22 protein-coding genes are annotated in these 22,747 nt (G+C 63.2%); 6 read left to right on the top strand and 16 right to left on the bottom strand.

Annotated elements, in window-relative coordinates:
- Positions 1 to 274 precede the first annotated feature (274 nt).
- From purM to WBA38_RS05300, 7 genes are all read right to left on the bottom strand, one after another.
- Positions 275 to 1,360 carry a phosphoribosylformylglycinamidine cyclo-ligase gene (gene purM, locus WBA38_RS05270; protein ID WP_424322244.1) on the bottom strand — a complete coding sequence of 362 codons (1,086 nt, stop codon included), beginning with the start codon at positions 1,358 to 1,360 and terminating at the stop codon, positions 275 to 277.
- Positions 1,361 to 1,472: 112 nt separating this feature from the next.
- A complete protein-coding gene (gene purF / locus WBA38_RS05275) occupies positions 1,473 to 3,074 on the bottom strand; it encodes an amidophosphoribosyltransferase (protein WP_424295850.1) in 1,602 nt (533 codons plus the stop codon).
- A gap of 92 nt (positions 3,075 to 3,166) precedes the next feature.
- Complete coding sequence (locus WBA38_RS05280) at positions 3,167 to 3,556, bottom strand: sterol carrier family protein (protein WP_424322245.1); 390 nt, start codon at positions 3,554 to 3,556, stop codon at positions 3,167 to 3,169.
- Between the two features lie 2 nt (positions 3,557 to 3,558).
- On the bottom strand, positions 3,559 to 4,434 hold the full coding sequence (locus WBA38_RS05285; RefSeq protein WP_424295854.1) for a PHP domain-containing protein: 876 nt from the start codon (positions 4,432 to 4,434) through the stop codon (positions 3,559 to 3,561).
- Between the two features lie 42 nt (positions 4,435 to 4,476).
- Positions 4,477 to 4,986: an NINE protein gene (locus tag WBA38_RS05290; protein ID WP_424295856.1), complete on the bottom strand. Its 510-nt coding sequence runs from the start codon at positions 4,984 to 4,986 to the stop codon at positions 4,477 to 4,479.
- Between the two features lie 41 nt (positions 4,987 to 5,027).
- Positions 5,028 to 6,113: a diacylglycerol kinase gene (locus WBA38_RS05295; RefSeq protein ID WP_424322246.1), complete on the bottom strand. Its 1,086-nt coding sequence runs from the start codon at positions 6,111 to 6,113 to the stop codon at positions 5,028 to 5,030.
- An 87-nt stretch (positions 6,114 to 6,200) separates the two neighbouring features.
- On the bottom strand, positions 6,201 to 7,643 hold the full coding sequence (locus WBA38_RS05300) for a carotenoid oxygenase family protein (protein WP_424322247.1): 1,443 nt from the start codon (positions 7,641 to 7,643) through the stop codon (positions 6,201 to 6,203).
- 51 nt (positions 7,644 to 7,694) lie between these two features.
- On the opposite strand from WBA38_RS05300, the gene WBA38_RS05305 reads away from it, so the two are divergent.
- Together WBA38_RS05305 and WBA38_RS05310 are read left to right on the top strand one after the other, a co-directional pair.
- Positions 7,695 to 8,360, top strand: a complete 666-nt coding sequence (locus WBA38_RS05305; protein ID WP_424295862.1) for a TetR/AcrR family transcriptional regulator — start codon at positions 7,695 to 7,697, stop codon at positions 8,358 to 8,360.
- 216 nt (positions 8,361 to 8,576) lie between these two features.
- Positions 8,577 to 8,828, top strand: a complete 252-nt coding sequence (locus WBA38_RS05310) for a hypothetical protein (RefSeq protein ID WP_424322248.1) — start codon at positions 8,577 to 8,579, stop codon at positions 8,826 to 8,828.
- Positions 8,829 to 8,852: 24 nt separating this feature from the next.
- On the opposite strand, the gene WBA38_RS05315 is transcribed toward WBA38_RS05310, so the two are convergent.
- The 7 genes from WBA38_RS05315 to purL form a co-directional block, all read right to left on the bottom strand.
- Positions 8,853 to 9,569 carry a hypothetical protein gene (locus tag WBA38_RS05315; RefSeq protein ID WP_424322249.1) on the bottom strand — a complete coding sequence of 239 codons (717 nt, stop codon included), beginning with the start codon at positions 9,567 to 9,569 and terminating at the stop codon, positions 8,853 to 8,855.
- A gap of 12 nt (positions 9,570 to 9,581) precedes the next feature.
- A complete protein-coding gene (locus tag WBA38_RS05320) occupies positions 9,582 to 10,064 on the bottom strand; it encodes a DUF2752 domain-containing protein (protein ID WP_424322250.1) in 483 nt (160 codons plus the stop codon).
- A gap of 5 nt (positions 10,065 to 10,069) precedes the next feature.
- Positions 10,070 to 10,555, bottom strand: a complete 486-nt coding sequence (locus tag WBA38_RS05325; RefSeq protein WP_424322251.1) for a CD225/dispanin family protein — start codon at positions 10,553 to 10,555, stop codon at positions 10,070 to 10,072.
- Between the two features lie 153 nt (positions 10,556 to 10,708).
- Positions 10,709 to 11,167, bottom strand: coding sequence for a DUF2752 domain-containing protein (locus tag WBA38_RS05330; protein WP_424322252.1), 459 nt, complete (start codon positions 11,165 to 11,167; stop codon positions 10,709 to 10,711).
- Positions 11,168 to 11,181: 14 nt separating this feature from the next.
- On the bottom strand, positions 11,182 to 11,736 hold the full coding sequence (locus WBA38_RS05335) for a CD225/dispanin family protein (protein ID WP_424322253.1): 555 nt from the start codon (positions 11,734 to 11,736) through the stop codon (positions 11,182 to 11,184).
- 103 nt (positions 11,737 to 11,839) lie between these two features.
- A complete protein-coding gene (locus tag WBA38_RS05340) occupies positions 11,840 to 13,537 on the bottom strand; it encodes an alpha/beta hydrolase (RefSeq protein ID WP_424322254.1) in 1,698 nt (565 codons plus the stop codon).
- Between the two features lie 76 nt (positions 13,538 to 13,613).
- Positions 13,614 to 15,899: a phosphoribosylformylglycinamidine synthase subunit PurL gene (purL, locus tag WBA38_RS05345; protein WP_424322255.1), complete on the bottom strand. Its 2,286-nt coding sequence runs from the start codon at positions 15,897 to 15,899 to the stop codon at positions 13,614 to 13,616.
- 154 nt (positions 15,900 to 16,053) lie between these two features.
- On the opposite strand from purL, the gene eccA reads away from it, so the two are divergent.
- Positions 16,054 to 17,775: a type VII secretion AAA-ATPase EccA gene (eccA, locus tag WBA38_RS05350; RefSeq protein WP_424322256.1), complete on the top strand. Its 1,722-nt coding sequence runs from the start codon at positions 16,054 to 16,056 to the stop codon at positions 17,773 to 17,775.
- 158 nt (positions 17,776 to 17,933) lie between these two features.
- Here the strand turns inward: eccA and cysC are convergent, their stop codons facing one another.
- Both cysC and cysD read right to left on the bottom strand, forming a co-directional pair.
- A complete protein-coding gene (cysC, locus tag WBA38_RS05355; RefSeq protein ID WP_424322257.1) occupies positions 17,934 to 19,829 on the bottom strand; it encodes an adenylyl-sulfate kinase in 1,896 nt (631 codons plus the stop codon).
- Positions 19,829 to 20,797, bottom strand: coding sequence for a sulfate adenylyltransferase subunit CysD (cysD, locus tag WBA38_RS05360; RefSeq protein ID WP_424295878.1), 969 nt, complete (start codon positions 20,795 to 20,797; stop codon positions 19,829 to 19,831). Before cysD ends, cysC begins: the two co-directional genes overlap by 1 nt.
- A 52-nt stretch (positions 20,798 to 20,849) precedes the next feature.
- Between cysD and WBA38_RS05365 the strand changes: the two genes are divergently transcribed.
- The 3 genes from WBA38_RS05365 to fdxA all read left to right on the top strand — a co-directional run bounded on the left by WBA38_RS05365 (position 20,850) and on the right by fdxA (position 22,746).
- The gene (locus WBA38_RS05365; protein WP_424295880.1) at positions 20,850 to 21,725 is read left to right on the top strand and encodes an IclR family transcriptional regulator; all 876 of its coding nucleotides are present in this window, start codon (positions 20,850 to 20,852) and stop codon (positions 21,723 to 21,725) included.
- A 62-nt stretch (positions 21,726 to 21,787) separates the two neighbouring features.
- Positions 21,788 to 22,399 (top strand): DUF2249 domain-containing protein, encoded by a 612-nt coding sequence (locus WBA38_RS05370; protein WP_424322258.1) that lies wholly within the window; start codon positions 21,788 to 21,790, stop codon positions 22,397 to 22,399.
- Positions 22,396 to 22,746, top strand: a complete 351-nt coding sequence (gene fdxA / locus WBA38_RS05375; protein ID WP_424295884.1) for a ferredoxin — start codon at positions 22,396 to 22,398, stop codon at positions 22,744 to 22,746. The genes WBA38_RS05370 and fdxA overlap by 4 nt, the downstream gene beginning before the upstream one ends.
- Position 22,747 lies beyond the last annotated feature (1 nt).

Raw genomic sequence — 22,747 nt, forward strand, 5'->3', positions numbered from 1 at the left:
AGCGGTGAGAAATGCGTTAGCGTGTGTCACGAAGACCTCCGGGTGTTGATGGTGAGTGTGGTAACCCAACATCCTGCCCGGAGGTCTTCGCCTACATCAGGTGTTCACAACGTCCCGAGGAATTACAGCTAGCGCTCCGTCACTGCGGAGGGCTCTTCAGAAGTCGCCCCACCCAAGCCTGTTCTCGATTGTTGAACGATTGTCCTACAGGGGTCGGTTCGGGAATGCGAAGGCCCAGGTCGCTGCCTGCGACCCGGGCCTTAAGTCTAGAAAGCTAGAAGCGCGGGTGGTCTCCGACCAGCACAGCGGAACCGGCAGCGCCGGCCTCGCCACGCTTCACCGTGCCCAAAACCCAGTTGTCGACGTGGCGGGCAGTCAAGATGGCCTGCGCGCGATCCGTGTCTTCCGGAGCCACAATCGCAACCATGCCGACACCCATGTTGAACGTGCGCTCCATCTCCGAGCGCTCCACACGACCGCGCTGGGCGATCAACGAGAAAATCGGGGCTGGCGTCCACGTATTGCGCTCCAACTCAGCCGTCAAACCAGCAGGCAGCACGCGACCAAGATTGTCAGCCAGGCCACCACCGGTCACATGCGCAAACGTGCGAACATCACTCTCTGCGGCCAACGCCAGGCAATCCTTAGCGTAGATCCGAGTCGGCTCAAGAAGCTCCTCGCCCAGCGTGCGACCGAACTCCTCAACGTGCCCGTTCAAGTCCATGTGACCCCAGTCCAAGAGGACCTTGCGGGCCAGCGAGTAGCCGTTCGAGTGCAAGCCCGACGAACCCATCGCGATAACAACATCGCCCGCACGGACACGGTCGGGTCCGAGAATCGAATCAGCCTCCACAACACCGACGCCGGTGGCGGAGATGTCGTAGTGCCCGTCTTCCATAACACCGGGGTGCTCGGCGGTCTCGCCACCGAGGAGAGCGCAACCCGCCTCAACGCAGCCGTCAGCGATGCCCTTGACAATGTCGGCCACCATCTCGGGAATCACCTTGCCGACGGCAATGTAATCCTGCAGGAACAACGGCTCGGCACCACAGACCACGAGGTCGTCGACCACCATGGCGACGAGGTCGCGGCCAACGGTGTCGTGCTTGCCCATCGCCTGCGCGATAACGAGCTTGGTGCCGACACCATCACTCGAGGCCGCGAGGACGGGCTCCTTGTAGTCGCCCTTCAGGGAGAACAGTCCGGCGAAACCGCCGAGACCACCGAGCACCTCGGGGCGAGTCGCACGCTTCGCATGCGGTGCGAAGAGTTCGACGGCGCGTTCACCGGCGTCAATATCAACACCCGCTGCCGCGTAGGAAGCTCCGGCGATCGAATTGTCGGCAGACCCGTCGGTCATAGTGGTGATTCTCCTGAAATTTGACAGCTAAAAGTTCGGCTATTCGGTGGTTGGACGCACTTACGGTACCTGAGTGCGCTGCGTGGATGGTCCCGGTGAGGGCCAATCCTCGTTATGGACGCATCAGGGCACTGACGTTGTCATTATCGGCAGTGAGCGGGTCGGCCGCCTCAGAACTCGCGGTACGCATCCCTTCGAGGACAGCCTTACCCATGGTTGTCTCCCTGGGGAGCTCAATCGGGTAACTACCGTCAAAGCAAGCGGCGCAAAGGTTTTCACGTGGCTGCTCGGTCGCGTTGATCATCTCGTCGATCGTGATGTACCCGAGGGAGTCAGCGTCGATCGCCTGGCGAACACTTTCGACCATGGCCCCGTACGAGTCAGAACCATCGGATCCATTGGCGATGAGCTCCGCTGGCGACGCGAAATCGATGCCATAAAAACAAGGCCACCGAACCGGCGACGACGCGATGCGCACATGAACTTCGGCGGCACCGGCTTCACGGAGCATGCGAATCAGGGCGCGTTGGGTGTTGCCGCGGACGATCGAGTCGTCGACCACAACCAGACGCTTACCGCGAATCACTTCGCGCAGCGGGTTGAGCTTCAATCGGATGCCGAGCTGGCGAATCGTCTGCGACGGCTGAATGAAAGTACGGCCCACGTAGGCGTTCTTCATCAGGCCCTGTCCGTAGGGAATTCCCGATTCCTGCGCGTACCCGACGGCGGCGGGCGTGCCGGATTCGGGGACAGGAATCACCAGATCGCCGTCAGCGGGCTGTTCTCGGGCCAGCCGACGACCGATCTCAACGCGCGTCGAATGGACCGAACGCCCGTTGATGACACTGTCTGGGCGAGCCAGGTAGACGTACTCGAAGACACAACCCTTCGGGGTGGCATCGGCAAACCGTTGGCTACGGACGCCGTCGGCGTCGATGGCCAAGAGTTCGCCCGGCTCAATGTCGCGCACAAAAGAAGCACCAACAATGTCGAGCGCGGCCGTCTCGGAGGCCACAACCCAGCCCCGATCGAGCCGGCCGAGGCAGAGCGGGCGAATACCGTACGGATCGCGGGCCGCATAAAGCGTGTTTTCGTCTTGGAAGGTGAGGCAGAATGCGCCCTTGACCGTCGGCAGCAGTTCCATCGCTGACTGTTCAAGAGTCTTATCTGCGGCACCGTGGGCCAGGAGGGCACCCAGGATGTCGGAGTCAGACGTCGCAGCACTGTTGGCCGCGGTCCCGTAGATGCCGAGGGCGCGAGCGCGATCGGCAAGCTCGGACGTATTGACGAGATTGCCGTTGTGCCCGAGTGCCACGCCGTTGCCCGCCGGAGTGTTCCGGAAGATGGGCTGTGAGTTCTCCCACGTCGTCGATCCGGTGGTCGAATAACGGCAGTGGCCGACGGCGACATGCCCAACCATGGAGGCCAGAGTCTGCTCGTCAAAGACCTGGCTCACGAGTCCGAGATCCTTGAAAACGAGGACCTGTGAGCCGTCGCCGACCGCGATTCCCGCCGCTTCCTGACCGCGGTGCTGAAGTGCGTACAGGCCGTAATAGGTCAGCTTCGCGACTGCTTCCCCCGGTGCCCAGACACCGAAAACACCGCATTCTTCACGGGGTTCGTTCTCGGGCTCCATGGCATCAAGAGGATGTGACGGCGTGCCACATCCAGTCTGATCGAGCAGGTTCGGAGAGTGAATCGACTTCTCGGTCACGTAAAGACGCTCCGTATTCAGGGGTTCGGCGGGCGTTACCGTTACCACAGTCTACGGCGTGGACGCGGACAACTCGAAATTGCAGGACGAGTCTACGCGAGCGGAACCACCGGGAGCATGTTCGCGACGTCGCCCGCACGATGCCCGGACACGCTAACGCGATGGGAGGCCACGGCATCGTCGAAGGCAAGGAGTCCGGTCGCGAGGAGGAGCCATTCGCGCGGCGGCATCTCGAGAACGTTGGGCGGGGTCCCGCGGGTGTGACGAACACCTTCGATGCATTGGACGGCGACAAACGGCGGCACGCGGAGTTCGACAGCGTTGCCGGGCGCGAGTTGCCCGACGGTCCGGGCGGTGAGGCGGACTGCAGCAGCGAGTGCTGGCCGGCTGGGTTTGGGCAGGTTTTCGTCGCGCAGCCAGTCGGCAACGGCGAGGACTGCAGCCCGGGTCTGCGCGGGATCTGCCGCGTCACGAGGTCCCACTGCTACTGCGCGGGACCGAACGGTGCGATAGCGCCCCGCGCGATGATCTCTTCGACGACGTCGTCGGGGGTGCAGTTCATCCCGATGTGCACGTCCTTCTTGTTAGTGCCGTGGTAATCGCTGGAGCCGGTCTGCAGAAGTCCGAGGCGGGTGGCGATGTCGGAGAGTTCGGCGCGCGCGTCTGCGTCGTGGCCGTAGTGGTTCACTTCGAGACCGGCGAGGCCGAGCGGAACCAGCGACGCAAGGACATCCTCGGTCAGCACGGCGGCAGCTTCACGGGCGCGCGGGTGCGCGATGACGGCCACGCCGCCGGCGTCGTTGATCAACTTGATGCCTCCGGCAAGGCTGGTTGACTGCAGCGGCACGTAGTAGGGACTGCCGTCGTGGAGTAGATCGACAAACGCTTCCCCGACGTCTTTCACAGCTTTGACCTCGACGAGTGCCTTACCGATATGCGGGCGGCCAATGTTGGCCGAACCGGCAATCTCCTCGACTCGCTCAAGCGTGATGGGGAAGCCCCCGTCGATCAGCTTCCCGACGATCCGCGCGCCACGCTGGGCGCGCTCATCGTGCATCCTTTTCCACTCGGCGACGATGGCTGGATTGTCGCGGTCGAACAGGTAGCCGAGCAGATGCACGCTGACGAGCTCGCCATTCTCGTCGGGATGTTTGGTCGAGAACTCAGCACCTGGCAGCACACGCATCCCGGCGGGGATGTGTTTGGCGATCTCGTCCCACCCGTTTGCGGTGTCGTGGTCGGTGAGGGCGATTGTGGTCAAACCTGCGGCCACCGCAGCGTCAATCAGCTTTTCGGGCGTATCGGTCCCGTCCGAGAAGTTGCTGTGCGTGTGGAGGTCCGCAGTCATCGTGTTCGCCATGACCTCACTGTAAGCCGCGGGTACGACAGTCCTGATCGCAGATTAGCGCAGCACGCGCCCGTCACCGTCGCGGACTGCGCCGGTGAACATCATGATGGCGTCGATGAAAGCCCAGATTCCGAGGCCCATTAAAACGAAGATACCGATGAGAACCACGCTGGTAACTAGACCGAAGAAGAAGAGCAGCAGCTGCGCGGTCGCGACGCCGTAGCTTCCGATGTACCAGCGGCCCGCGCCGAAGGACCCCAGGAAGAACTGCAGAAGCCCGGCGACAGCCTTCGTTCGGGATGAATACGGCAGTCCCGTCGCCGGATCTTGACCGTAGGGCGCGGGCAGTTGACCCATGACTCCGTACGGGACGACCATCGGCACGTACGGCGTGGGCACCGGGTAACTCGCCTGCGCGGGATAAGTAGGCACGACGGGGTACGAGGGCGGCGCCTGGTAGTTGGTTGGCGACGGTCCACCGAACTGTGGCGGCGACGGATAGAAGTCGGGACCGCCCGCGCTAGCGTTCTGCGCGGGTGGTGTCGGATGGCCGTCGTAATTCATAGCTGCATGATGGCACGGACCTCCGACATCCTCGATCGCAGCTACCGCGCGGACCCGGTAACTAGCCCGCGCCCGGTCACCAGCGGCATGTCGAGGGCCGTCACGATCCCCGGATCGGCTGCGACCACCGCGGGTACGGAGTTCACGAGCCTCATCGCGGTGACGATCATGCCCGACACGTTGTGGTCGCCGTCGCGACCGTGATGACTCATTTCGACGGTCATCGCGGGTTCACCGGTGACGATAATCCGGTAGCAGCCGTCGCCCTCGTTGGGTCGCGGCCACTCGGGGCACTGATCGGGGTGGGTGCGGGTGTAGTGCTCCAACACGACGCGGTCCACGCCGTCTACCTGCCCGGCGATCTCGAAGTGGACGGCGGCCATCGTGCCTTCCGGGATGGGCACGGACACGGTTTCGTAGTCGCGGTCGGCCGCTACCCGCTGGTGCCGTTCGACGAGCGGTTCGTCGAGGGTAACGCCCAGCCCGGCCGCAATCTGCCGGACCACACTCCCCCACGCCAACGACAGCACACCGGGAGCGAAGATCATCGGCGAGAAGTCCATCGGCTTGCCAAAGCCGAAGAGTTCCCCCATGACGACCGGCTGGTAGTAGGTGGAGTAGTCGGCGATTTCCAGGCAGCGAATCTCGTCGATTTCCTGCGACAGGCTGGTCATCGCGAGGGGCAGGACATCGTTGGCGAAGCCGGGGTCGATACCGTTGACGTGCAGGCTCGCCCCGCCCGCAATGGCTGCGTCCTGGATGGGCCCAATCATGGCGTCGGGCAACACGCCGTACGGGTACTGCAGGATTACCGGGCCTGACGAGACGACGTTGATCCCGGCGGCGACGAAGGCGGTCAGGTCGGCGATGGATTCGGCGACGCGATCGTCGGTCATGGCGGTGTGGACGATGGCGTCGGGTTTCAGGGCGATTAGGGCGTCACGGTCATTGGTGGCGAGGATGCCGAGGTCGCGGTTGAGCCCGGCGAGTTGTCCCGCGTCCTTGCCGACCTTTGCGGGGTCCGACACCCAAACGCCGACCAACTCAAGTTCCGGGTGCGCATCGATGCCCGCGATCGCGTGCCTGCCGACGGTTCCGGTGGACCATTCCACAACTGAAAGTGTCATGCGCGTCACGCTAGCGAGCACCCCGGTTCCAGGTGAGTCGTTCGGCTAATGCGTCGCACGAGTTGTGCGGCGGAGCATGTTCGCGGACTACTTCGACGGCAGCCAGTTGCCGTGGAATCCCGCCGGGACTCGCTGTGGCAACGCGACGGAGGTGATGTCTTCGAGGGTGCGGGCATCGAGGATGGCGAGCCGCGTGGAATCGGCGGCCAGGTCGGTGACGAACCCGAGGACCGCGCCGTCGTCGAGGTCGGCTTCCGCCGATCGAGGCACAAAGGTGAACTCCCCCAACCGGATTCCCCTACCGAATCGGCGGGTCACCGGCTCGCTGCCATTGGCCTTCGTGCGGGCGAGCAGCCCACCAAACAGGTCGGAACCTTCGCCACCAACCACCCAACCGGACGCATGCTCGCGGCCGATGTACCGGTCGTCGATCCGCGGAAACTCCACAGCTTGGTCCAACAGCGGTTCACGCTTGCACGTCCGGCGCGCGGGATCGAGAATCCAGCGTTCCAGTCGCGGCGCCCCTTCGGTCGGGCCCTGATGGTCACGGTCGAAGCTCTTCTCGTGCACCACCAGATCCACGACCACCGCGCCGTCAACGTCCCATGCATTCATCGGGTGATAGACGAAGCATGGGTCGACGTCGATCCACACCACGTCGGCGTCCCCTCCTTCGCGCGGCATGAGGCCGACGCGCGCCGGGTACTTCCGGTTCCACCGGTACGGCAGCGACCCGGCGCCGCTCGAGGGCAGTCGATCGGACAGCGCGTGCGGCATCGGGACTCGCCCGACCATCGCCCCCAAGGCCAGCCTGGCCAGGGGTTGAACGGCGGCAGGCACCGACCCGCCGACGGCATCTCGCACGTCGAAGGTGACGGGAAGGTCGTACACGACGACAGTCGACTCGGTTAGCGAGAACGCATGCATCATCGGGCTGCCGCCGACGGTGATGTCGACGTGGCGGCGTTCGCGCCCATCGGTCCCAATCACCGAGTACCGCACCTTGTTTCCGCGACCGAAGTGATAGCTGACGGCGTGCAGTTCGCCGGTGATGGGGTCTTCTAGGGGGTGGGCGGTGAAGCCGCCGGTCACGGTTCCGTCGAAATCGCAGATGCCGAGGGTATCGAGATCGTCGGACAGTTCCGCACACGCGAGACCGGCTTCGACAAGGGCTAAGGTACGACCGCCAAATTCGATGACGTTGGTGTTGGCGCCGGCCCCGTGCAGGAACGACCGTCCGGCCTCGTCGGGCGCTGGCCGACCGAGTCGTCGCTCTGTGCGGGTGGAGTCGACCCAGCGGTTGCGGTACCAGCGTGCACGACCGTCGCCGAGGGCGATGCCGTGGACCATCCCGTCGCCGGTGAACCAGTTGTAGGTGTCAGGGTCCACGTCTGCGATGGGGTTGGGCCCGTTGCGGAGGTAGCGGCCATCGAGCCAGTCAGGCAGGGTCCCGGTGACCGCAAGGTCGCGTTCGGTGAGTTCGGTGCGCACCGGCGCGTATTCGCCGGCGAGAAATCGGTTGGTACTCATGCTCGCCTCCAGTTGCTTATAACACTGTTATAGGGAGACGATAACGCTGTTATGAGCGAAGGTAAAGAGGCAAAGTCAGATCCAGTGCGTGCGACGTTGACTGACGCGGCGTACCGCCTGATCACCGAGGAGGGAATCGAGGCGCTCACCGTCCGACGCCTCGCGCAAGAAGCCGGGACGTCGACGATGGCCGTCTACTCCCGGTTTGGAAGCATCAGCGCGGTCGCGAGCGAAGTATCTGAACGCGCCTTCGTCGACTTCGGAGCCGCCCTCACGGTCGCGGGCACAACTGACGACCCATTAGCCGACCTCATGTGCCAGGGCCTGGCGTACCTGCGCTTCGCGACGGCCAACCCTCTGCTCTACACGCTGATGTTCCAATACACGTCCAAGGAATGGGCGACCTCACACCGAAAGTCGTTGCTGCAAGAGGGCAGTCCCACCGACTCGGTGTCGGGGCGTGCCGCTTTCACGGCAATGGCCGAAACCGTGCGACGGGCCTCGCCTGCCGATACCGACGAAACGGCCCTCCTCATTCACGCTGGCGTGGTGTGGAGCACGGTCCACGGATTGGCGATGCTCTCGATCGCTGGCCATCTCGGCGGCGCACACGATCTCGTTGCGCGCAGCGGTCTCGTTACCCTCGCTGCTGGCTACGGCGTGGCACGGGCAGAGGCGGAAGCGGCTTTCGCCCGCGCCGAAAAGCGCATGGAGTGACTCGCGGTCTCCCAATCACCGCCTGCGCGCAATACTCCCCGTACGATTCCATGCATGTCAGGTCCTCTGCCCCCAAACCTAGGTGCCTCCGGGCCTAATTTCTCCATGCCGAGCGGCCCGCTCGTCATGATCGGCGACATTCAGTGCACGCAAACCCAGGTAATTACGCCGTCCGGGTCGTGCCCTACTGCCGGCGCCCACTGGACCGTTACCAACATGACGCAGACCCGCGAAGAGATCCCGCAGTGGGCCATTATCTGCGCGATTGTCGGAGCCTTCTTGATCTGCCTGTTTAGCCTGTTTTTCCTGCTGGTAAAGGAACGTCGCACCACGGGCGTGGTGCAGGTTATGGTTCAGAACGGGAACTTTGTCCACGTGACATCGGTGCCCGTGCAGTCGGACATGATGGTGGCCGATGTTCACAACCGAGTGAACTATGCGCGTTCTTTGGGCTCGACGTTCGCATAGTCACCCGAGAGTCGGGCATCGGGCTCAGTTGAGCGAGTTGTTGTAGAGCACGACGAAGACAATGACGATGATGATCGTGACGACCAAGCCAATGGCCATCCCTATCCATGCCCACATCGCCATCTTCTTTGACGATTCTGCAGCGGCATAGGCTTCCTGTTCCTGGCCCATGAACCACAGCCTCGAAACGGAATTTGCCTTCACAACCCCCACAATGCCAAGGATCAGCGGCGCGATTCCCAAAAGGAAGCCATAGCAGCTGAACGTCAACAATCCGCCGATCACGATCGCCAAAATCGATGAAACCTGACTGGTCGCCGGTGCTGGCCCGCGGTTCACACCGCCATAGCCGAGACCCGGATATGCCGGAACCGGAGCTGGGTAGTACGGCATCGGCTGCTGGGGCGCATAGCCTCCCTGCTGCTGGCCGTATGGGTCCGCAGTAAAGCCCTGGTATGCCGGGTTGGGCGGGAAGGCGGCCGGATCGGACTGCGGCGTCGACGGTGGAGGCACCGGCGGCGCAGGTGTACCGAAAGGTGGCTGGTCGCCAATCCCCCGAATTTCAGTTTCCGCGTACGCGGGCGTCCATTCGGTCTCGAAGTAGGGCGTTCCGACAGCTTCAGTCGGCGCGGCGCTCACCTCATCTGGCGACGAAACTGGTGCGGCGTCGCCGGTGCTGGACTTCTCCAAGTTCACCGTTTTCGGGTCGCGAAATTCGTCGGGCTTATCTGAATCAACCATGCTCCGGCTTTCTCACACTTTCAAACTAGAAAACGGCTCGATCGGGATATTGCGGATCACAAACCACCCTACGGTGACCACGAGAACCACCATTGGCGCCCAACGCAGATGCTGCCAACTTCGGACCCTAACTCCGGTCCACAAGCCGCGAACCCACGCCACGAACGCGAATGCCAGCAATGCCAGTGCGACTACGCCGAAAGCGTTGAAATGCAGTGCCGCCCCGATATCGCCATGCAACAGCGAATAGATGGCGCGCGTCGAACCGCATCCCGGACAGTTGATGTGCAGAAACGCGTTCGTTGGGCAAGGCGGGATGATGCCGCCAGGTGTTGTCGGATCAGCGAACCAAATGAAGGTTCCCGCCATGATCGCGCCGATGACCACGAGAGTTGGACCGGCAACCTTGTGCTTCGCCACAGCCTCCGCTGCGGCAAGAACACTGCCCCGGGAAGCAGCGCCAGCCAAGGGCCGATCCACCTTAGGTCCACTCATGTCGATTAGTACGGGGTTGTGTAAGTCGTCGTTGTATCAACATTGTTGACGAGGACCGCAATGAAAATAACGTACGCGATCACCGAGAGAACGGTCACGGTAAACCCGATTATGGCACCCCACATTGCCCACTTCTTCGCGTCGTCAGCGGCCTGCTGCGCACCAGCAAAATCGCCCATAGCCCACAGTTTGCTGACCGACGTTGACTTCACGATCGAGACGATACCCAGGGGGAGGCAGCACAGGACGGTGCACAGGATGGCCCAAACCAGGTTGTTGTCGGGTTCCATTCCCGGCGCTGCTCCCTGGTAGCCGTACTGCGGAGCGCCGCCGTACTGCGGAGCGCCATACGAAGATTGTGGGGCACCGTACTGTGGCTGCGGAACGCCGAATTGAGTCCGATCGTAAGGAGAGCCTCCCTGCGGATCGCTGGGAGTTCCACCGAACTGCGGATCACCGGGATTGAAGTTGGGATCATTCGGATTCGTCATGGCTGGGCGGGTTCCTTTCAAAGAACGAGTCCTCGAAACTCTAACCGGAAGTCCGCATCACCTGCATCATTGGATGGTTGCGCGTCAATCAGCCAGTGGACGAGTCCCCACCCGGCGGCGCTAATTGGCTCGCCGCCGCATCCAAATGGAGGTTCAAACTTTGAGTGCAGCGAATGGCGCGAACGGAAGATTGCGGACGATAAACCACACCACGAGAACTGTCACGATTCCCGTGGGAACAAGACGGTGGGTAAACAAACTACGCGGCGGCCTGCCCAGCCATGTCCGGACCACGTAGCGGATGTAGACCGCGGCAATCAGAAACAGTCCCGCGATGGCGAGCGCGTTGAAGTGCAATGCCGCGCCGATGTCGCCATGGATCAAGCTGTAGATGGCCCGAGACAACCCGCATCCCGGGCAGTTGATGTGCAGTAAGGCGTTGGTCGGGCAGGGCGGTATCACCCCGCCCGGCGTCGTCGGGTCAGCAATCCACACGCCAACACCGACCGCTATCGCTCCAGCCAGGACCAACGCCGGACCAATGACCGGATGCGTCGCCACCTTCTTTGCGGCGGCGACGCCCCGGTCACTGGTCAGCGTGTGGTCAGTCAACTACTACGAATTTGTTAGTTCGTGGTGCTGAAGTCGTAGTACCCAACACCCGAACCGGTGACAGCCAGCACGATGAGCAAGACGATCCACAACACAATCGACACGCCAAAGATGATCCAAGCGATGTTCGACCACTTCTTAGCCTCGGCTGCTGCCGCATGCGAACCGGCAGCATCACCCATTGACCACAGACTGTTGACCGAGTTGGCCTTCACAATCGCCATGATGCCGAAAACACCGCCAACTAGGCTAATGCAGCTCGCACACATGAACAGGAAGCTCAAAACGGTAACCACGATCGACGATGCCATACTGTTGGGCGGCGGGGGCCCAGCCGGCATCCCCACCTGCGGCTGCCCATACTGCGGCTGCCCATACTGTGGGGCTCCGTAATTGGGGACGCCGCCATAGTTGGGATCTCCACCAAGATTCGGATTACCTCCGAGATTCGGGTCGCCGCCTGGATTCGGCGTACTTCCGTAGCCGCCGAACTGAGGATCGGGATTGTTCTGGCCGCCGATTGGCTGCTCGTCCGGGTTCTGCCCGGGGTAGTCATTCGGGTTCGTCATTAGCTTATCCAGTTCCTCTCGATGTACTTCAGTCATCGAACCCTAACGTAGGAAACACGACAATGTGCGGAACGCGAGACCGCTGAGGTCGCTCTGTTTGCGCTTACTTCTCCGGACCGTCGTGCCCGCGCAACGCTTCGAGCGCGGCCCGGATGCGCGCCGTGTCGGCGCTCGTCCAGCCCGCCGGCTGCGTCACTGCCACCCAGCCATCAAGAATGACGGTGCCGTAGTTGTGTCCGTGCCCATCCGGTACCCCGGCGGCATTTCCAAGGTCCGCACTGACCTGCCAGAACGTGACGATCGGATACCAGCGCATGGTGGCGGTTCGATCCCCGCCCGCAGGCTCTTTCAACCAATCGGGCTTGGTGAACATCAGGTCCGGCGACCACCACACCACCGGATCGGAGCGGTGCTGGATGTAGAGAACCCGCGGTGCAAGCCACTCGGTGGGGTTTCGCTCAATACCGGCCGCATCATTCGCGAACCGGACGACGAGACCGTTGGCATAGGTCGGTTCCGCCTCCGGTGTCCCTGGGTCTCGGCGCTTCTCCAAAGCACTCCACAGCGGATTGGAGTTCGGGGGCCCCACCCACAGCACGCCATCGACCATGGAGCGGATGTCGTTGAGATCGTCGAACGCCCCCTCGCCCGCCTGGGTACCGAGGCTTTCCCCGTACACAAACACTTTGGGACGATGATCGGGTGGCTTCGTCAGCCACCGGTCGTGGACGGCAGTCACCAGCTTCCGGCCAGCTTCGGCGGCCTTCTCCCGGTCGGCGAGGAACGAGATCCAACTCGGCAGGTACGAGTACTGGGCGGCAACCAACGCGCTATCGCCGTTTGCAACCAGTTCGAAAGTTTGTGCCGCCGTTGGATTTACCCAGCCGGTGCCCGTCGTGGGGATGATGACGAGCGTCTTGCGGTCGAACGCCCCGGTCCGTTCCAACTCGTCGACGATCAGCTTCATTTGTGCGTCGAGCCCGTCGGCCGACTCTAGTCCCGCATAGACGCGGATCGGCTCCTTGGCCGGAGCGCCATTGAACTTGGCGAGTTCGGCGGCACTTATCCCCCCGGACACAAAGTTGCGGCCCTCAAATCCCAAGGAGTCCCATGCAGCCAGCGACTCTGGGCTGCCTGATTTCTCGGGGAGCGTCGGCCGTTCGGCACCGTCGCGAGTGCTGTCGTTTTGGACGCTGAACACCGAATTCATCGCCGCGTAGGTACCGCGGACCGCAACACCGTCAATCAGCCCGTAGATCACCACCAGCATCACCGTCATCGACGCGATCCCCGCCACGCGGCGCGGAATCTTCAGCACCCGATTCAGTTTTCGCGCCAGCCACCGGAAAATGTCACGCAAAACCCTGGCCACCGCGACGATTCCCATCGCGATCACAACACTCAACAGCATCGCGCGCAGATAGCCGAAGAAGGTCGGCCGCTCCGACCCCATCAGGATCGCCAACTCGTCCTGCCAGCGCACACCGTAAAACAAGGCGATCAAGGCCGCCGCGAGGCAAACCAGCGGCAGTCCGATCCGGACCAGCCTTCGGACCCGCACCGGCAACGGCCACCATGACAGGTTGGGCAACAGCAGTCGTCGAGCTGCCCACGACAGCAACACCCCGACCCCGTAGCCGGTGGCCGCGGTGACTCCCCCGATCAGCCCCTGAAACGCCCAATCGCGCGGAAGCAATGACGGTGTCAGTGACAGGACGTAGAAGAGCGTGCCGAGCGCCAACCCCGGGAGATCGATGCGAAACACCCGTATTACCCGCGTAATGGCCGATCCCGCCCACATTGATCGATGACGAACGACGGCGCGCGGATTTCTCCGCCGCGCCGCCGTTGTCGTCGGTGTAGACCGGGTCAAGTAACTACCCGAAGAGTGCGGGCAACGTTCCCTCGTGGACAGCGCGCAGTTCGTCGAGCTTCACCTCAAAGTGATCCTGGACCTCGAGTGCGTCGCTGCCCTGGTCGACGACGCCGATGCGCGTCCACGGCATGCCGCGAGCGTCGAGGATCGACGTGAACCGTGACTCCTCGGTGCGCGGAACGGCAACCAGTACGCGGCCAGCCGACTCCGAAAACAGGGTGACGAACGGGTCGGCACCCGCGGGAAGCAAGATCCGGCAACCAGTTTCGCCAGCCAGTGCGGCTTCGGCAACAGCCTGGATGAGGCCACCTTCGGAAAGATCGTGTGCAGCCGAAACCAAACCGTCGCGCGAGGCGGCGATCAGGATCTCCCCCAGCAGACGCTCACGCTCGAGGTCGACCTTCGGCGGCACGCCACCGAGATGATCGTGCTCCACCTGGGCCCAGATGGAACCGTCGAACTCGTCGAGGGTCTCACCGAGCAAGATCAGCGTCTCGCCCGGCTCGGTACCAATGTCGGTGGGGGTACGACGACGAACGTCGTCGATCACGCCGAGCACACCGACGACGGGCGTCGGCAGGATCGGAGTGGAACCGGTCTGGTTGTAGAAGCTCACGTTGCCGCCGGTCACCGGGATGCCGAGCGTGGCGCAACCATCGGCAAGACCGCGGACGGCCTGGCTGAACTGCCACATGACGGCCGGATCCTCGGGCGACCCGAAGTTCAGGCAGTTGGTGACGGCGCGCGGCTTGGCACCGGTCACCACCACGTTGCGGTAAGCCTCGGCCAGCGCCAGCTGCGCGCCGGCGTACGGATCGAGGTAGGTGTAGCGGCCCGAGGCGTCGGTCGAGATCGCGATGCCGCGACCGGTCTCCTCGTCGATCCGGATAACACCGGAGTCGGCGTGCTCTGCGAGAACAGTGTTGCCGCGGACGTAGCGGTCGTATTGCTCGGTGATGAACTTGCGGCTGCACAGCGCGGGGCTGGCGAGCAACTTCAAGAACGTGGCACGCAGTTCCTCATCGGTGCTCGGACGCGCCAAGTTTGCGGTAGTCGAAGCGATGACGGTGTCTTGCCAATCCGGGCGAGCGACGGGGCGCTCGTACACCGGGCCGTCGTGGGCGACGGTGCGCGGCGGCACGTCGACGACGGTCTCACCGTGCCAGTTGACGACCAGGTTTTCGCCGTCGGTGACCTCACCGATGACGGTCGCGAGGACATCCCACTTGCGGCACACTTCCATGAACTTTTCGACGTTCTCGGGCGTCACAACGGCGCACATGCGCTCCTGCGACTCCGACGACAAAACCTCCGCGGCAGTCATACCGACCGCGCGGGTCGGAACCAGATCCAGGTCGATGTGCATGCCACCGTCACCGGCAGCAGCCAACTCGCTGGTGGCGCACGACAGGCCGGCACCGCCCAAGTCCTGAATACCCACAACCAACTCGGCCTTGTATAGGTCGAGGCAGCACTCGATCAGCACCTTCTCGGTGAAGGGGTCGCCAACCTGGACGCTCGGGAGCTTCTTGCGGTTGGGGCCGGACTCATCGCTGTCGTCGAAGGTTTCCGATGCGAGCACCGATACGCCGCCGATGCCGTCGAGGCCGGTGCGCGCACCGAACAGGATGATCTTGTTGCCAGTGCCCGATGCGAATGCCAGGTGCAGGTCTTCGGTGCGGAGGACGCCGGCGCAGAGGGCGTTGACGAGCGGGTTGCCCTGGTAGCTGGCGTCGAAGACGGTCTCGCCACCGATGTTCGGCAGGCCGAGGGAGTTACCGTAGCCACCAACTCCGCGGACCACGCCGTCGACCACGCGTCGGGTGTCGGGGGCGTCAGCCGCGCCGAAACGCAATTGGTCCATCACGGCAATCGGGCGGGCACCCATAGCCATGATGTCGCGAACGATGCCGCCCACGCCGGTTGCCGCACCCTGATAGGGCTCGACGTAGCTCGGGTGGTTGTGCGACTCCACCTTGAAGGTCACTGCCCAACCGTCGCCGACGTCGACAACGCCTGCGTTCTCACCAATGCCGGCGAGCATGCCCGCCTTCATCTCTTCGGTGGTGGTTTCACCGAAGTAGCGCAGATGCACCTTCGACGACTTGTAGCTGCAATGCTCCGACCACATCACCGAATACATCGCCAATTCGGCGTCGGTGGGGCGACGACCGAGGATCTCGCGGATCCGGGCGTATTCGTCGTCCTTGAGGCCGAGCTCAGCAAAGGGCTGCGGCAAATCGGGGGTATCGGTGGCGTGGGAAACGGTATCGACCTGGGCACTCACGCCCCACAGTCTATGCGAGTCCCGCGCGAGGTGTAGATGCGGTTGATCACGTCGAATAATCAAGCCATTGGCGAATGCACCGAAACGGCCCTGCGGCTGGGCCGCGCTGCTTTAAAGTCGCCTCCACACGCTTCTTGATTCGGGGGGATCAGAAATGAACGTCGGAAGCCGGACACCACGCGGAGTAGCCACTAAACCTGCAGCTAGGGACTACTTCATCGCCGGACTGACGGCTCTTGGACTACTCGTCGGCGATACTCCTCCCGACCGCGAGCGCGCACTCCGAGCCTTCGGTAGGGCCACCGCATTGAACCCCAACAGCGGCGACGCGTGGCTTGGTCGGGTGGCGGCTGGCGATCGGTCCGGGCCCACACTGCTGGGGTTGTATCGGGCACGCGCTTCGGTGGGTGCCGATCAGCGGCGGATGGGACTTCGACCCGGGACACTTTCCGGGCATCTACCGACCGGGCTGTTTATCGATCTACCGATCACCAATACCGACCAGGTTGCCGCGGCGTATGCCGCGTCGTTGCTGGTCGGCGGAGACCTTGACGGTGCCGCCGACGTGCTTGCCGAACTGACCGGCAGCGACCCGTCCGTCGTCTTCTGCCGCGCACTCCTGGATCTGCGTCGCAAGAGGTGGCGGGCAGTGCTCGATACGCTCGCCGCCACCTCTTGGGTCGACGAATATCTGTGCGCCGCTGCCGACTTCCTGGGCGGTACCGCCTGCGTGCAACTCGGACTGTTCGACGAAGGCCTTCGCCGACTCGAATCCGTGCGAAGCTCAGCACTGACGAACGCCCACCCGCAGGCAATGTTCATGATCGGGATGGCGCACCGGACTCGTGGCGATGAAGCGCTGGCTCACCCCTGTTTCGAGGAGGCCTGCGCGCTGGACCCGGGACTGTCCGAGGCGGCACGTGCCCTCGCCGAACCGGCTTACCGACTCGCTATCGGCACCGAAGACTCCTCGCGGACAGCATCGAAGTCCGCATCGCCACAAAGCGTTGGTCGTGAGGTAGCGGTCCGCGCCGTGACTGACGAACTCGACGCACAGGTAGGGCTCACTGAAGTGAAGGCACAGGTGGAACGACTCCGCGCGGCGGTGACTCTGGCCGCTGTGCGCGCAGACAAGGGTCTGCGGACTCAATCGCGGAGCCTGCACTTGGCGTTCACCGGCCCTCCCGGAACGGGCAAGACCACTGTCGCCCGCCTGGTGGCCCGACTGTATTGCGCGCTGGGGCTTCTCGCGACCGATACCGTGGTGGAGGTCAGTCGCAAGGACCTGGTTGGCCAACATCTCGGTGCCACTGCCCCCAAGACTTCGGCCGTGGTCGACTCGGCTCTCGACGGTGTGCTGTTCATCGACGAGGCATACGCCCTAATTCAGGAGGGGCTCTCCGGCGGTGACGCCTTCGGCCGCGAAGCGATCGACACCTTACTTGCCCGCATGGAGAACGACCGCGACCGCCTTGTCGTCATCATTGCTGGCTACGACGAGGAGATCGACCGACTCCTCGCGGCGAACGAGGGGCTCGCTTCGCGCTTTGCCCGCCGGATCCGGTTCGCCTCCTACACCCCGGGTGAGCTCATTCGCATTGCCGAAACCCTGGCCGCGCAACGCGATACCCGTCTATCGGCAGATGCGGCCGCAGTGCTGGAATCAGAGTTCGCGGCGCTTTATGACGACACATCAGGAGGTCGCCGGGCCTCCGACATCGCGGGCAACGGCCGGTTTGTTCGCAACATCATCGAAGCGGCCGAGGAAGAGCGCGAACTGAGATTGGCTGCCAGCGCCGATTTGGCGGCGCTGACAGACGTCGATCTCATGACGCTCACCGGTGCCGACGTCCACGCCGCGTTGACGCGCCGATAGCGAGCGTTCGGCGGCAAAGCGCTGGCCCTGGCTACGATCGGCCGATGATTGATCCGCAAGTCCACGTCACGATCCTGTGCTTTCAGCGTCGCAAGAAGGTGTTGGCCGACCTCGCGACGGTCGAAGCAGGCATTCGGTAGTACCGGACAGTTCCGGCCCTACAGCCCCAACTCTCGGAAAATTCGGTCGGCGATCTCAGCCGGGGAGCCGTCGCCCGGCACCACAACCAGATCGGCGTTCTCCGGCCGCTCGTACGGCGAGTCAATCCCGGTGAACTGAGTAATCTCGCCAGCGCGAGCCTTGGCGTACAGGCCCTTCGGGTCGCGAGCCTCGCAGTCGGCGAGCGGCGTGTCGACAAAGATTTCGTAGAACGGCAAGTCGGCGGCCTCGTGAATCTCGCGGGCCCGCTGCCGTTCGGCGGCGAAGGGGCTGATCAGCGACACCAGCGCGACGGCACCCGAGTCGGCAAACAGTGATGCCACCTCCGACGTGCGACGAATGTTCTCTCGACGGTCGTCGTCACTGAAACCGAGATCGCTGTTGAGACCATGCCGCAGGTTGTCCCCGTCGAGCAGGTAGGCCGCACGACCTTCAGCAACGAGTCGGCGTTCCAATTCCATGGCGATGGTCGACTTGCCCGAGCCGGACAGGCCCGTGAGCCACAACGTGGCACCGCGGTTGGCACGCGCCTCGCGCGATACCTTGCTCGACTGCCACACCACCTGGGTGTCGTGGGCCAGCGGTGCACTGATCATGCCTGCGGCGACGGTTGCATTGGTGGCTTCGTCGATCAGGATGAAACTGCCGGTCGCCCGGTTACGGCGATATTCGTCGAACATCACCGGCTGCTGCGCATGCAATGACAGTCGCCCGATCTCGTTCAGCGCCAACGACTTTGCTTCTTCGTCACGGTGCAGCGAGTTGACGTCGAGGCGGTAGTTGAGGCCGTCGACCCGGACTCGAGTCTCGCGGGTTCCACACAGCATCAGGTAGGTGCTGCCCGCCGACAGTTGGCTGCTTTCGGAGAACCAACACACCATGGCGTCGAGTTCGCGGCCCACGTGCGGGCGGTTGTTGGGTCGCACCAGCATGTCGCCGCGCACAATGTCGATCTCATCTTCGAGGGCAATCGACACCGCCATGGAAGCGAAGGCTTCGTCGAGTTCGACGCCGCCCGGCCCCCAAATCTTGGCGACCGTGGTGCCGAAACCGCCCGGCAGTGCCACCACTTTGTCGCCGACGGCAAAGGTGCCGCCAGCGACGGTTCCGGCGAACGCGCGGTGGTCGAAGCCGTCGCTGCGCTGGGGTCGGATCACGTACTGGACGGGGAATCGGGCATCGCGGAGGTTGCGGTCGGATGCGATGTAGACGTTCTCGAGGTGGCTCAGCAGCGGGCGACCGCTGTACCAAGGCATGTTCTCGGAGCGGTCAACCACGTTGTCGCCGCGCAACGCAGAGATCGGGATAAAGGTCAGGTCGCTGATATTGAGCTTGGCCGCAAACGACACCATGTCGTCGTGGATCTCGTCGAACCGTTCTTGCGAATAGTCGACGAGGTCCATCTTGTTGACGCAGACCGCCAGTCGCGGGATCCCGAGCAGCGACGACAAGAAGGCGTGCCGTCGGGTCTGCTCCAAAACACCTTTGCGGGCATCGATGAGAATGATCGCGAGGTCGGCGGTCGACGCTCCGGTCACCATGTTGCGCGTGTACTGCACGTGCCCCGGAGAGTCGGCGATGATGAACTTCCGCGCCGCAGTCGCGAAGTAGCGGTACGCCACGTCGATGGTGATGCCCTGTTCGCGTTCGGCGCGCAGGCCGTCAGTGAGAAGTGCGAGGTCGGCATATTCGTCACCACGCTGGGCGGAGGTGCGTTCGATGGCTTCGAGTTGGTCGGTGAGGATCGACTTCGAGTCGTACAGCAGTCGACCGATGAGGGTCGACTTACCGTCGTCGACGCTGCCCGCTGTCGCGATACGCAACAGTTCGGCCGGTGCGACCGTCTCCGTCTCAAACTCTGCCCCCACGTTGGGCGTCTGCAGGTCAGAGCTCATCAGAAGTAGCCTTCCTTCTTGCGATCTTCCATACCGGCTTCGGAGATTCGATCGTCGGCGCGAGTGGCACCGCGTTCGGTGATCCGCGTGGAGGCGATTTCGGCGATCACCTTCTCGATTGTGTCGGCGTCGCTCTCGACGCAGCCGGTGCAGGTGGCGTCGCCGACCGTCCGGAACCGGACACGTTCGACGTGCGCGGTTTCGCCGGGGTAGGTCTCAAGGAACCTTGTTTGGGCCAGCAGCATGCCGTCGCGCGGGACCACTTCGCGTTCGTGTGCGTAGTAGATCGACGGGAGGTCGATGTTCTCCGCTTCGATGTAGTTCCAGATATCGAGTTCGGTCCAGTTACTGAGCGGGAACACCCGGATATTCTCACCGCGCTTGCAGTGACCGTTGTAGAGGTTCCACAGTTCTGGCCGCTGGTTCCGGGGATCCCAGGCACCAAACGAGTCACGGAAACTGAAGATGCGTTCCTTGGCTCGGGCCTTCTCTTCGTCGCGGCGGGCACCGCCGAAAACGGCATCGAACTTGTTGTCGCTGATGCCACGCAATAGGGCTGCCGTCTGCAGTCGATTGCGGGAGGTGCCGGGGCCGGTCTGGTCGACCACACGACCGGCATCGATGTCATCTTGGACGCTGCTCACGATGAGTTTGACGCCGGTTTCGGCAACCACGCGGTCGCGGAACTCGATCACTTCGTCGAAGTTGTGACCGGTGTCGATGTGCATTAGAGGGAACGGAACCGGCGCGGGCCAGAACGCCTTCTGTGCAACGTGGAACATGACGACGGAGTCTTTGCCGCCGGAGAACAGCATGGCCGGACGTTCAAACGTCGCGGCGACCTCGCGGAAGATGTAGATGGCTTCGGCTTCGAGCTCTTCGAGAGTCGTGAGCTCGTATCGCGGACGCGAACCCGAGTGGGCACCGTTGGCGACGGGCGGATGCGTTCCGTCAGGCGAGGTGATCATCTTCCAGCGCTTCCCTTGACGTGTCGAATATTCGACACCTAATGTTGACTATATGACAGACACGGTAGGTGATCGGGCGCACGAGCGTCAATCGTCCCCGCCGACTCGTCGCGTCGTTGACGTGATGTCGCTGCTGATCGATCAGGCCGGTGAGTCTTTGACCCTTGCCGAGATCGTGCGCGCCACCAGCATTCCGCGCGGCACCGCGCACGCCATCGCCGCCCAATTATGCGACCTCGGCTGGCTCATCCGCGACGACGCCAACGAATTCCGCCTGGGCCCAGAGTTCTTGACCGCGAGCCGACGCGCGGCGCGCCTTGACATGGTTGCCGCCGCCGCATCCCCGGCACTGAAGTCGCTGGTCGAACTCACCGGCATTCCGACCTTTCTTGCGCGACGCTCGGGTGACGTCATCTCCGTCGCCGATCAGATGATGCCCGAAAACAATCCGGACCAGTGGACGTCGCCCCTGCGACGGATGTCGCTGCGACCGCCACTGTGTCGCGAGTTCGTCGCGTGGGCCCGGCCGACTGAACGCACACACTGGCTGAGCCAGGCTCCCGTCGATCAACGCCCACGCCTGGACGCGGTCCTCACCGCCATCGCCGATCGCGGCTATTCCATCGAGCGGATCACCGGCAACCATCGTGCCATCATCGACACCCTCGGCGACCTGGACGAGATGCCAGCGCACTTACGCGAGCGAATGTCCGAACTCGTATCCGAGTTGTCAGCCATCGACTACCTGCCATCCGAACTCACCGGCGAGGTGGGCGCGGTCAGTGTCGGCGCTCCCATCTTCGATGCCGACGGCACCGTCATCGCATCGTTTGTCTCATGCCCCAACGCGGTAATGCCGGTGGCCGACTTGGCCACCCTCGGCCAGCAAACCCAAGCGGCCGCAGCCAAAGTGACCACCTCAATCTGAGCCTCCAAACAATTCGGCGTAATATTTACAAGTACCGATTGTTTTTATTGAGAGGATGCGCCATGGCCGACGTTGAATTGGATGTTCGCGAGATCCCAAAACCTGCGCGACATCCCAAGATCTTCGGGATCTTCGATTCGCTCGACGTCGGCGAGGCCGTCATCCTCACCAACGACCACGACCCCCGACACCTCCACGATGAGTTTGAGGCAAAACTCCCCGGTGGTTACGGCTGGGACTACGAGATCCGCGAAAAGCGGAACTACCGGATTCGCATTAGCAAGACCACAGCAGCTGCCCCGCCCCGCAAGCTCGGCAATACCGCCGACTTGACGGCAAACGAGGTCGACGCTGCGGACGTCGCCTGGAAGCTCGACTTCGACAACCGGGGCCTCGACTCCAATCTGATCCGCCTGGCACCCGGCGGATCAATCGGTAAGCACAAGGGCGGCGAAGTGGACGTGTTGATTCACGTGATCGCCGGGTCGGGCACGCTCGGCACCGAAGCGGGCGACGTAGACGCCGTCGTTGGCGATCTGCTGTGGCTCCCCAACGGCTCCGAGCGGTCATTCACCGCGGGCCCCGATGGCTTCAGCTACCTGACCGTGCACACCCATCGCGAGCCGTCGCTCACCATTGAGCCGCTCAGCCTTCGCCCGGCGGCAACGTCATGACCTATGTCATCGCCGAACCGTGCGTCGACGTCATGGACCGAGCCTGCGTCGAAGAGTGCCCGGTTGACTGCATCTACGAGGGCGGCCGCGCGCTGTACATCCACCCCGACGAATGCGTGGACTGCGGCGCCTGCGAGCCCGTCTGCCCGGTGGAGGCAATCTTCTACGAGGACGACGTCCCCGACGAGTGGACCCCGTACATCACCGATAACGCCGACTTCTTTGTGCTGACGCTGCCCGGCCAGGACGAGCCTCTCGGCTCTCCCGGTGGTGCCATGAAGCTGGGGCCCATCCCGGCCGACGCCCCGGTGGTCGCACAGGTGCCGCCGCAGAGCGCCGACGAATAGT

Source organism: Gordonia sp. (in: high G+C Gram-positive bacteria) (assembly GCF_049647785.1).
In the GTDB taxonomy this organism is placed as follows: domain Bacteria; phylum Actinomycetota; class Actinomycetes; order Mycobacteriales; family Mycobacteriaceae; genus Gordonia.

What these genes read in the sequence shown, in the direction of transcription:
- WBA38_RS05310 (WP_424322248.1), top strand. Translation starts at nt 8,577, where the DNA reads ATGACGCAGACCCGCGAAGAGATCCCGCAGTGGGCCATTATCTGCGCG.
- cysC (WP_424322257.1), bottom strand. Translation starts at nt 19,829, where the DNA reads ATGAGCTCTGACCTGCAGACGCCCAACGTGGGGGCAGAGTTTGAGACG.
- WBA38_RS05320 (WP_424322250.1), bottom strand. Translation starts at nt 10,064, where the DNA reads ATGAGTGGACCTAAGGTGGATCGGCCCTTGGCTGGCGCTGCTTCCCGG.
- cysD (WP_424295878.1), bottom strand. Translation starts at nt 20,797, where the DNA reads ATGATCACCTCGCCTGACGGAACGCATCCGCCCGTCGCCAACGGTGCC.
- WBA38_RS05370 (WP_424322258.1), top strand. Translation starts at nt 21,788, where the DNA reads ATGGCCGACGTTGAATTGGATGTTCGCGAGATCCCAAAACCTGCGCGA.
- WBA38_RS05335 (WP_424322253.1), bottom strand. Translation starts at nt 11,736, where the DNA reads ATGACGAACCCGAATGACTACCCCGGGCAGAACCCGGACGAGCAGCCA.
- WBA38_RS05340 (WP_424322254.1), bottom strand. Translation starts at nt 13,537, where the DNA reads ATGTGGGCGGGATCGGCCATTACGCGGGTAATACGGGTGTTTCGCATC.
- WBA38_RS05295 (WP_424322246.1), bottom strand. Translation starts at nt 6,113, where the DNA reads ATGACACTTTCAGTTGTGGAATGGTCCACCGGAACCGTCGGCAGGCAC.
- fdxA (WP_424295884.1), top strand. Translation starts at nt 22,396, where the DNA reads ATGACCTATGTCATCGCCGAACCGTGCGTCGACGTCATGGACCGAGCC.
- WBA38_RS05300 (WP_424322247.1), bottom strand. Translation starts at nt 7,643, where the DNA reads ATGAGTACCAACCGATTTCTCGCCGGCGAATACGCGCCGGTGCGCACC.
- WBA38_RS05315 (WP_424322249.1), bottom strand. Translation starts at nt 9,569, where the DNA reads ATGGTTGATTCAGATAAGCCCGACGAATTTCGCGACCCGAAAACGGTG.
- WBA38_RS05305 (WP_424295862.1), top strand. Translation starts at nt 7,695, where the DNA reads ATGAGCGAAGGTAAAGAGGCAAAGTCAGATCCAGTGCGTGCGACGTTG.
- WBA38_RS05365 (WP_424295880.1), top strand. Translation starts at nt 20,850, where the DNA reads ATGACAGACACGGTAGGTGATCGGGCGCACGAGCGTCAATCGTCCCCG.
- WBA38_RS05290 (WP_424295856.1), bottom strand. Translation starts at nt 4,986, where the DNA reads ATGAATTACGACGGCCATCCGACACCACCCGCGCAGAACGCTAGCGCG.
- purM (WP_424322244.1), bottom strand. Translation starts at nt 1,360, where the DNA reads ATGACCGACGGGTCTGCCGACAATTCGATCGCCGGAGCTTCCTACGCG.
- WBA38_RS05325 (WP_424322251.1), bottom strand. Translation starts at nt 10,555, where the DNA reads ATGACGAATCCGAATGATCCCAACTTCAATCCCGGTGATCCGCAGTTC.
- WBA38_RS05285 (WP_424295854.1), bottom strand. Translation starts at nt 4,434, where the DNA reads ATGGCGAACACGATGACTGCGGACCTCCACACGCACAGCAACTTCTCG.
- eccA (WP_424322256.1), top strand. Translation starts at nt 16,054, where the DNA reads ATGAACGTCGGAAGCCGGACACCACGCGGAGTAGCCACTAAACCTGCA.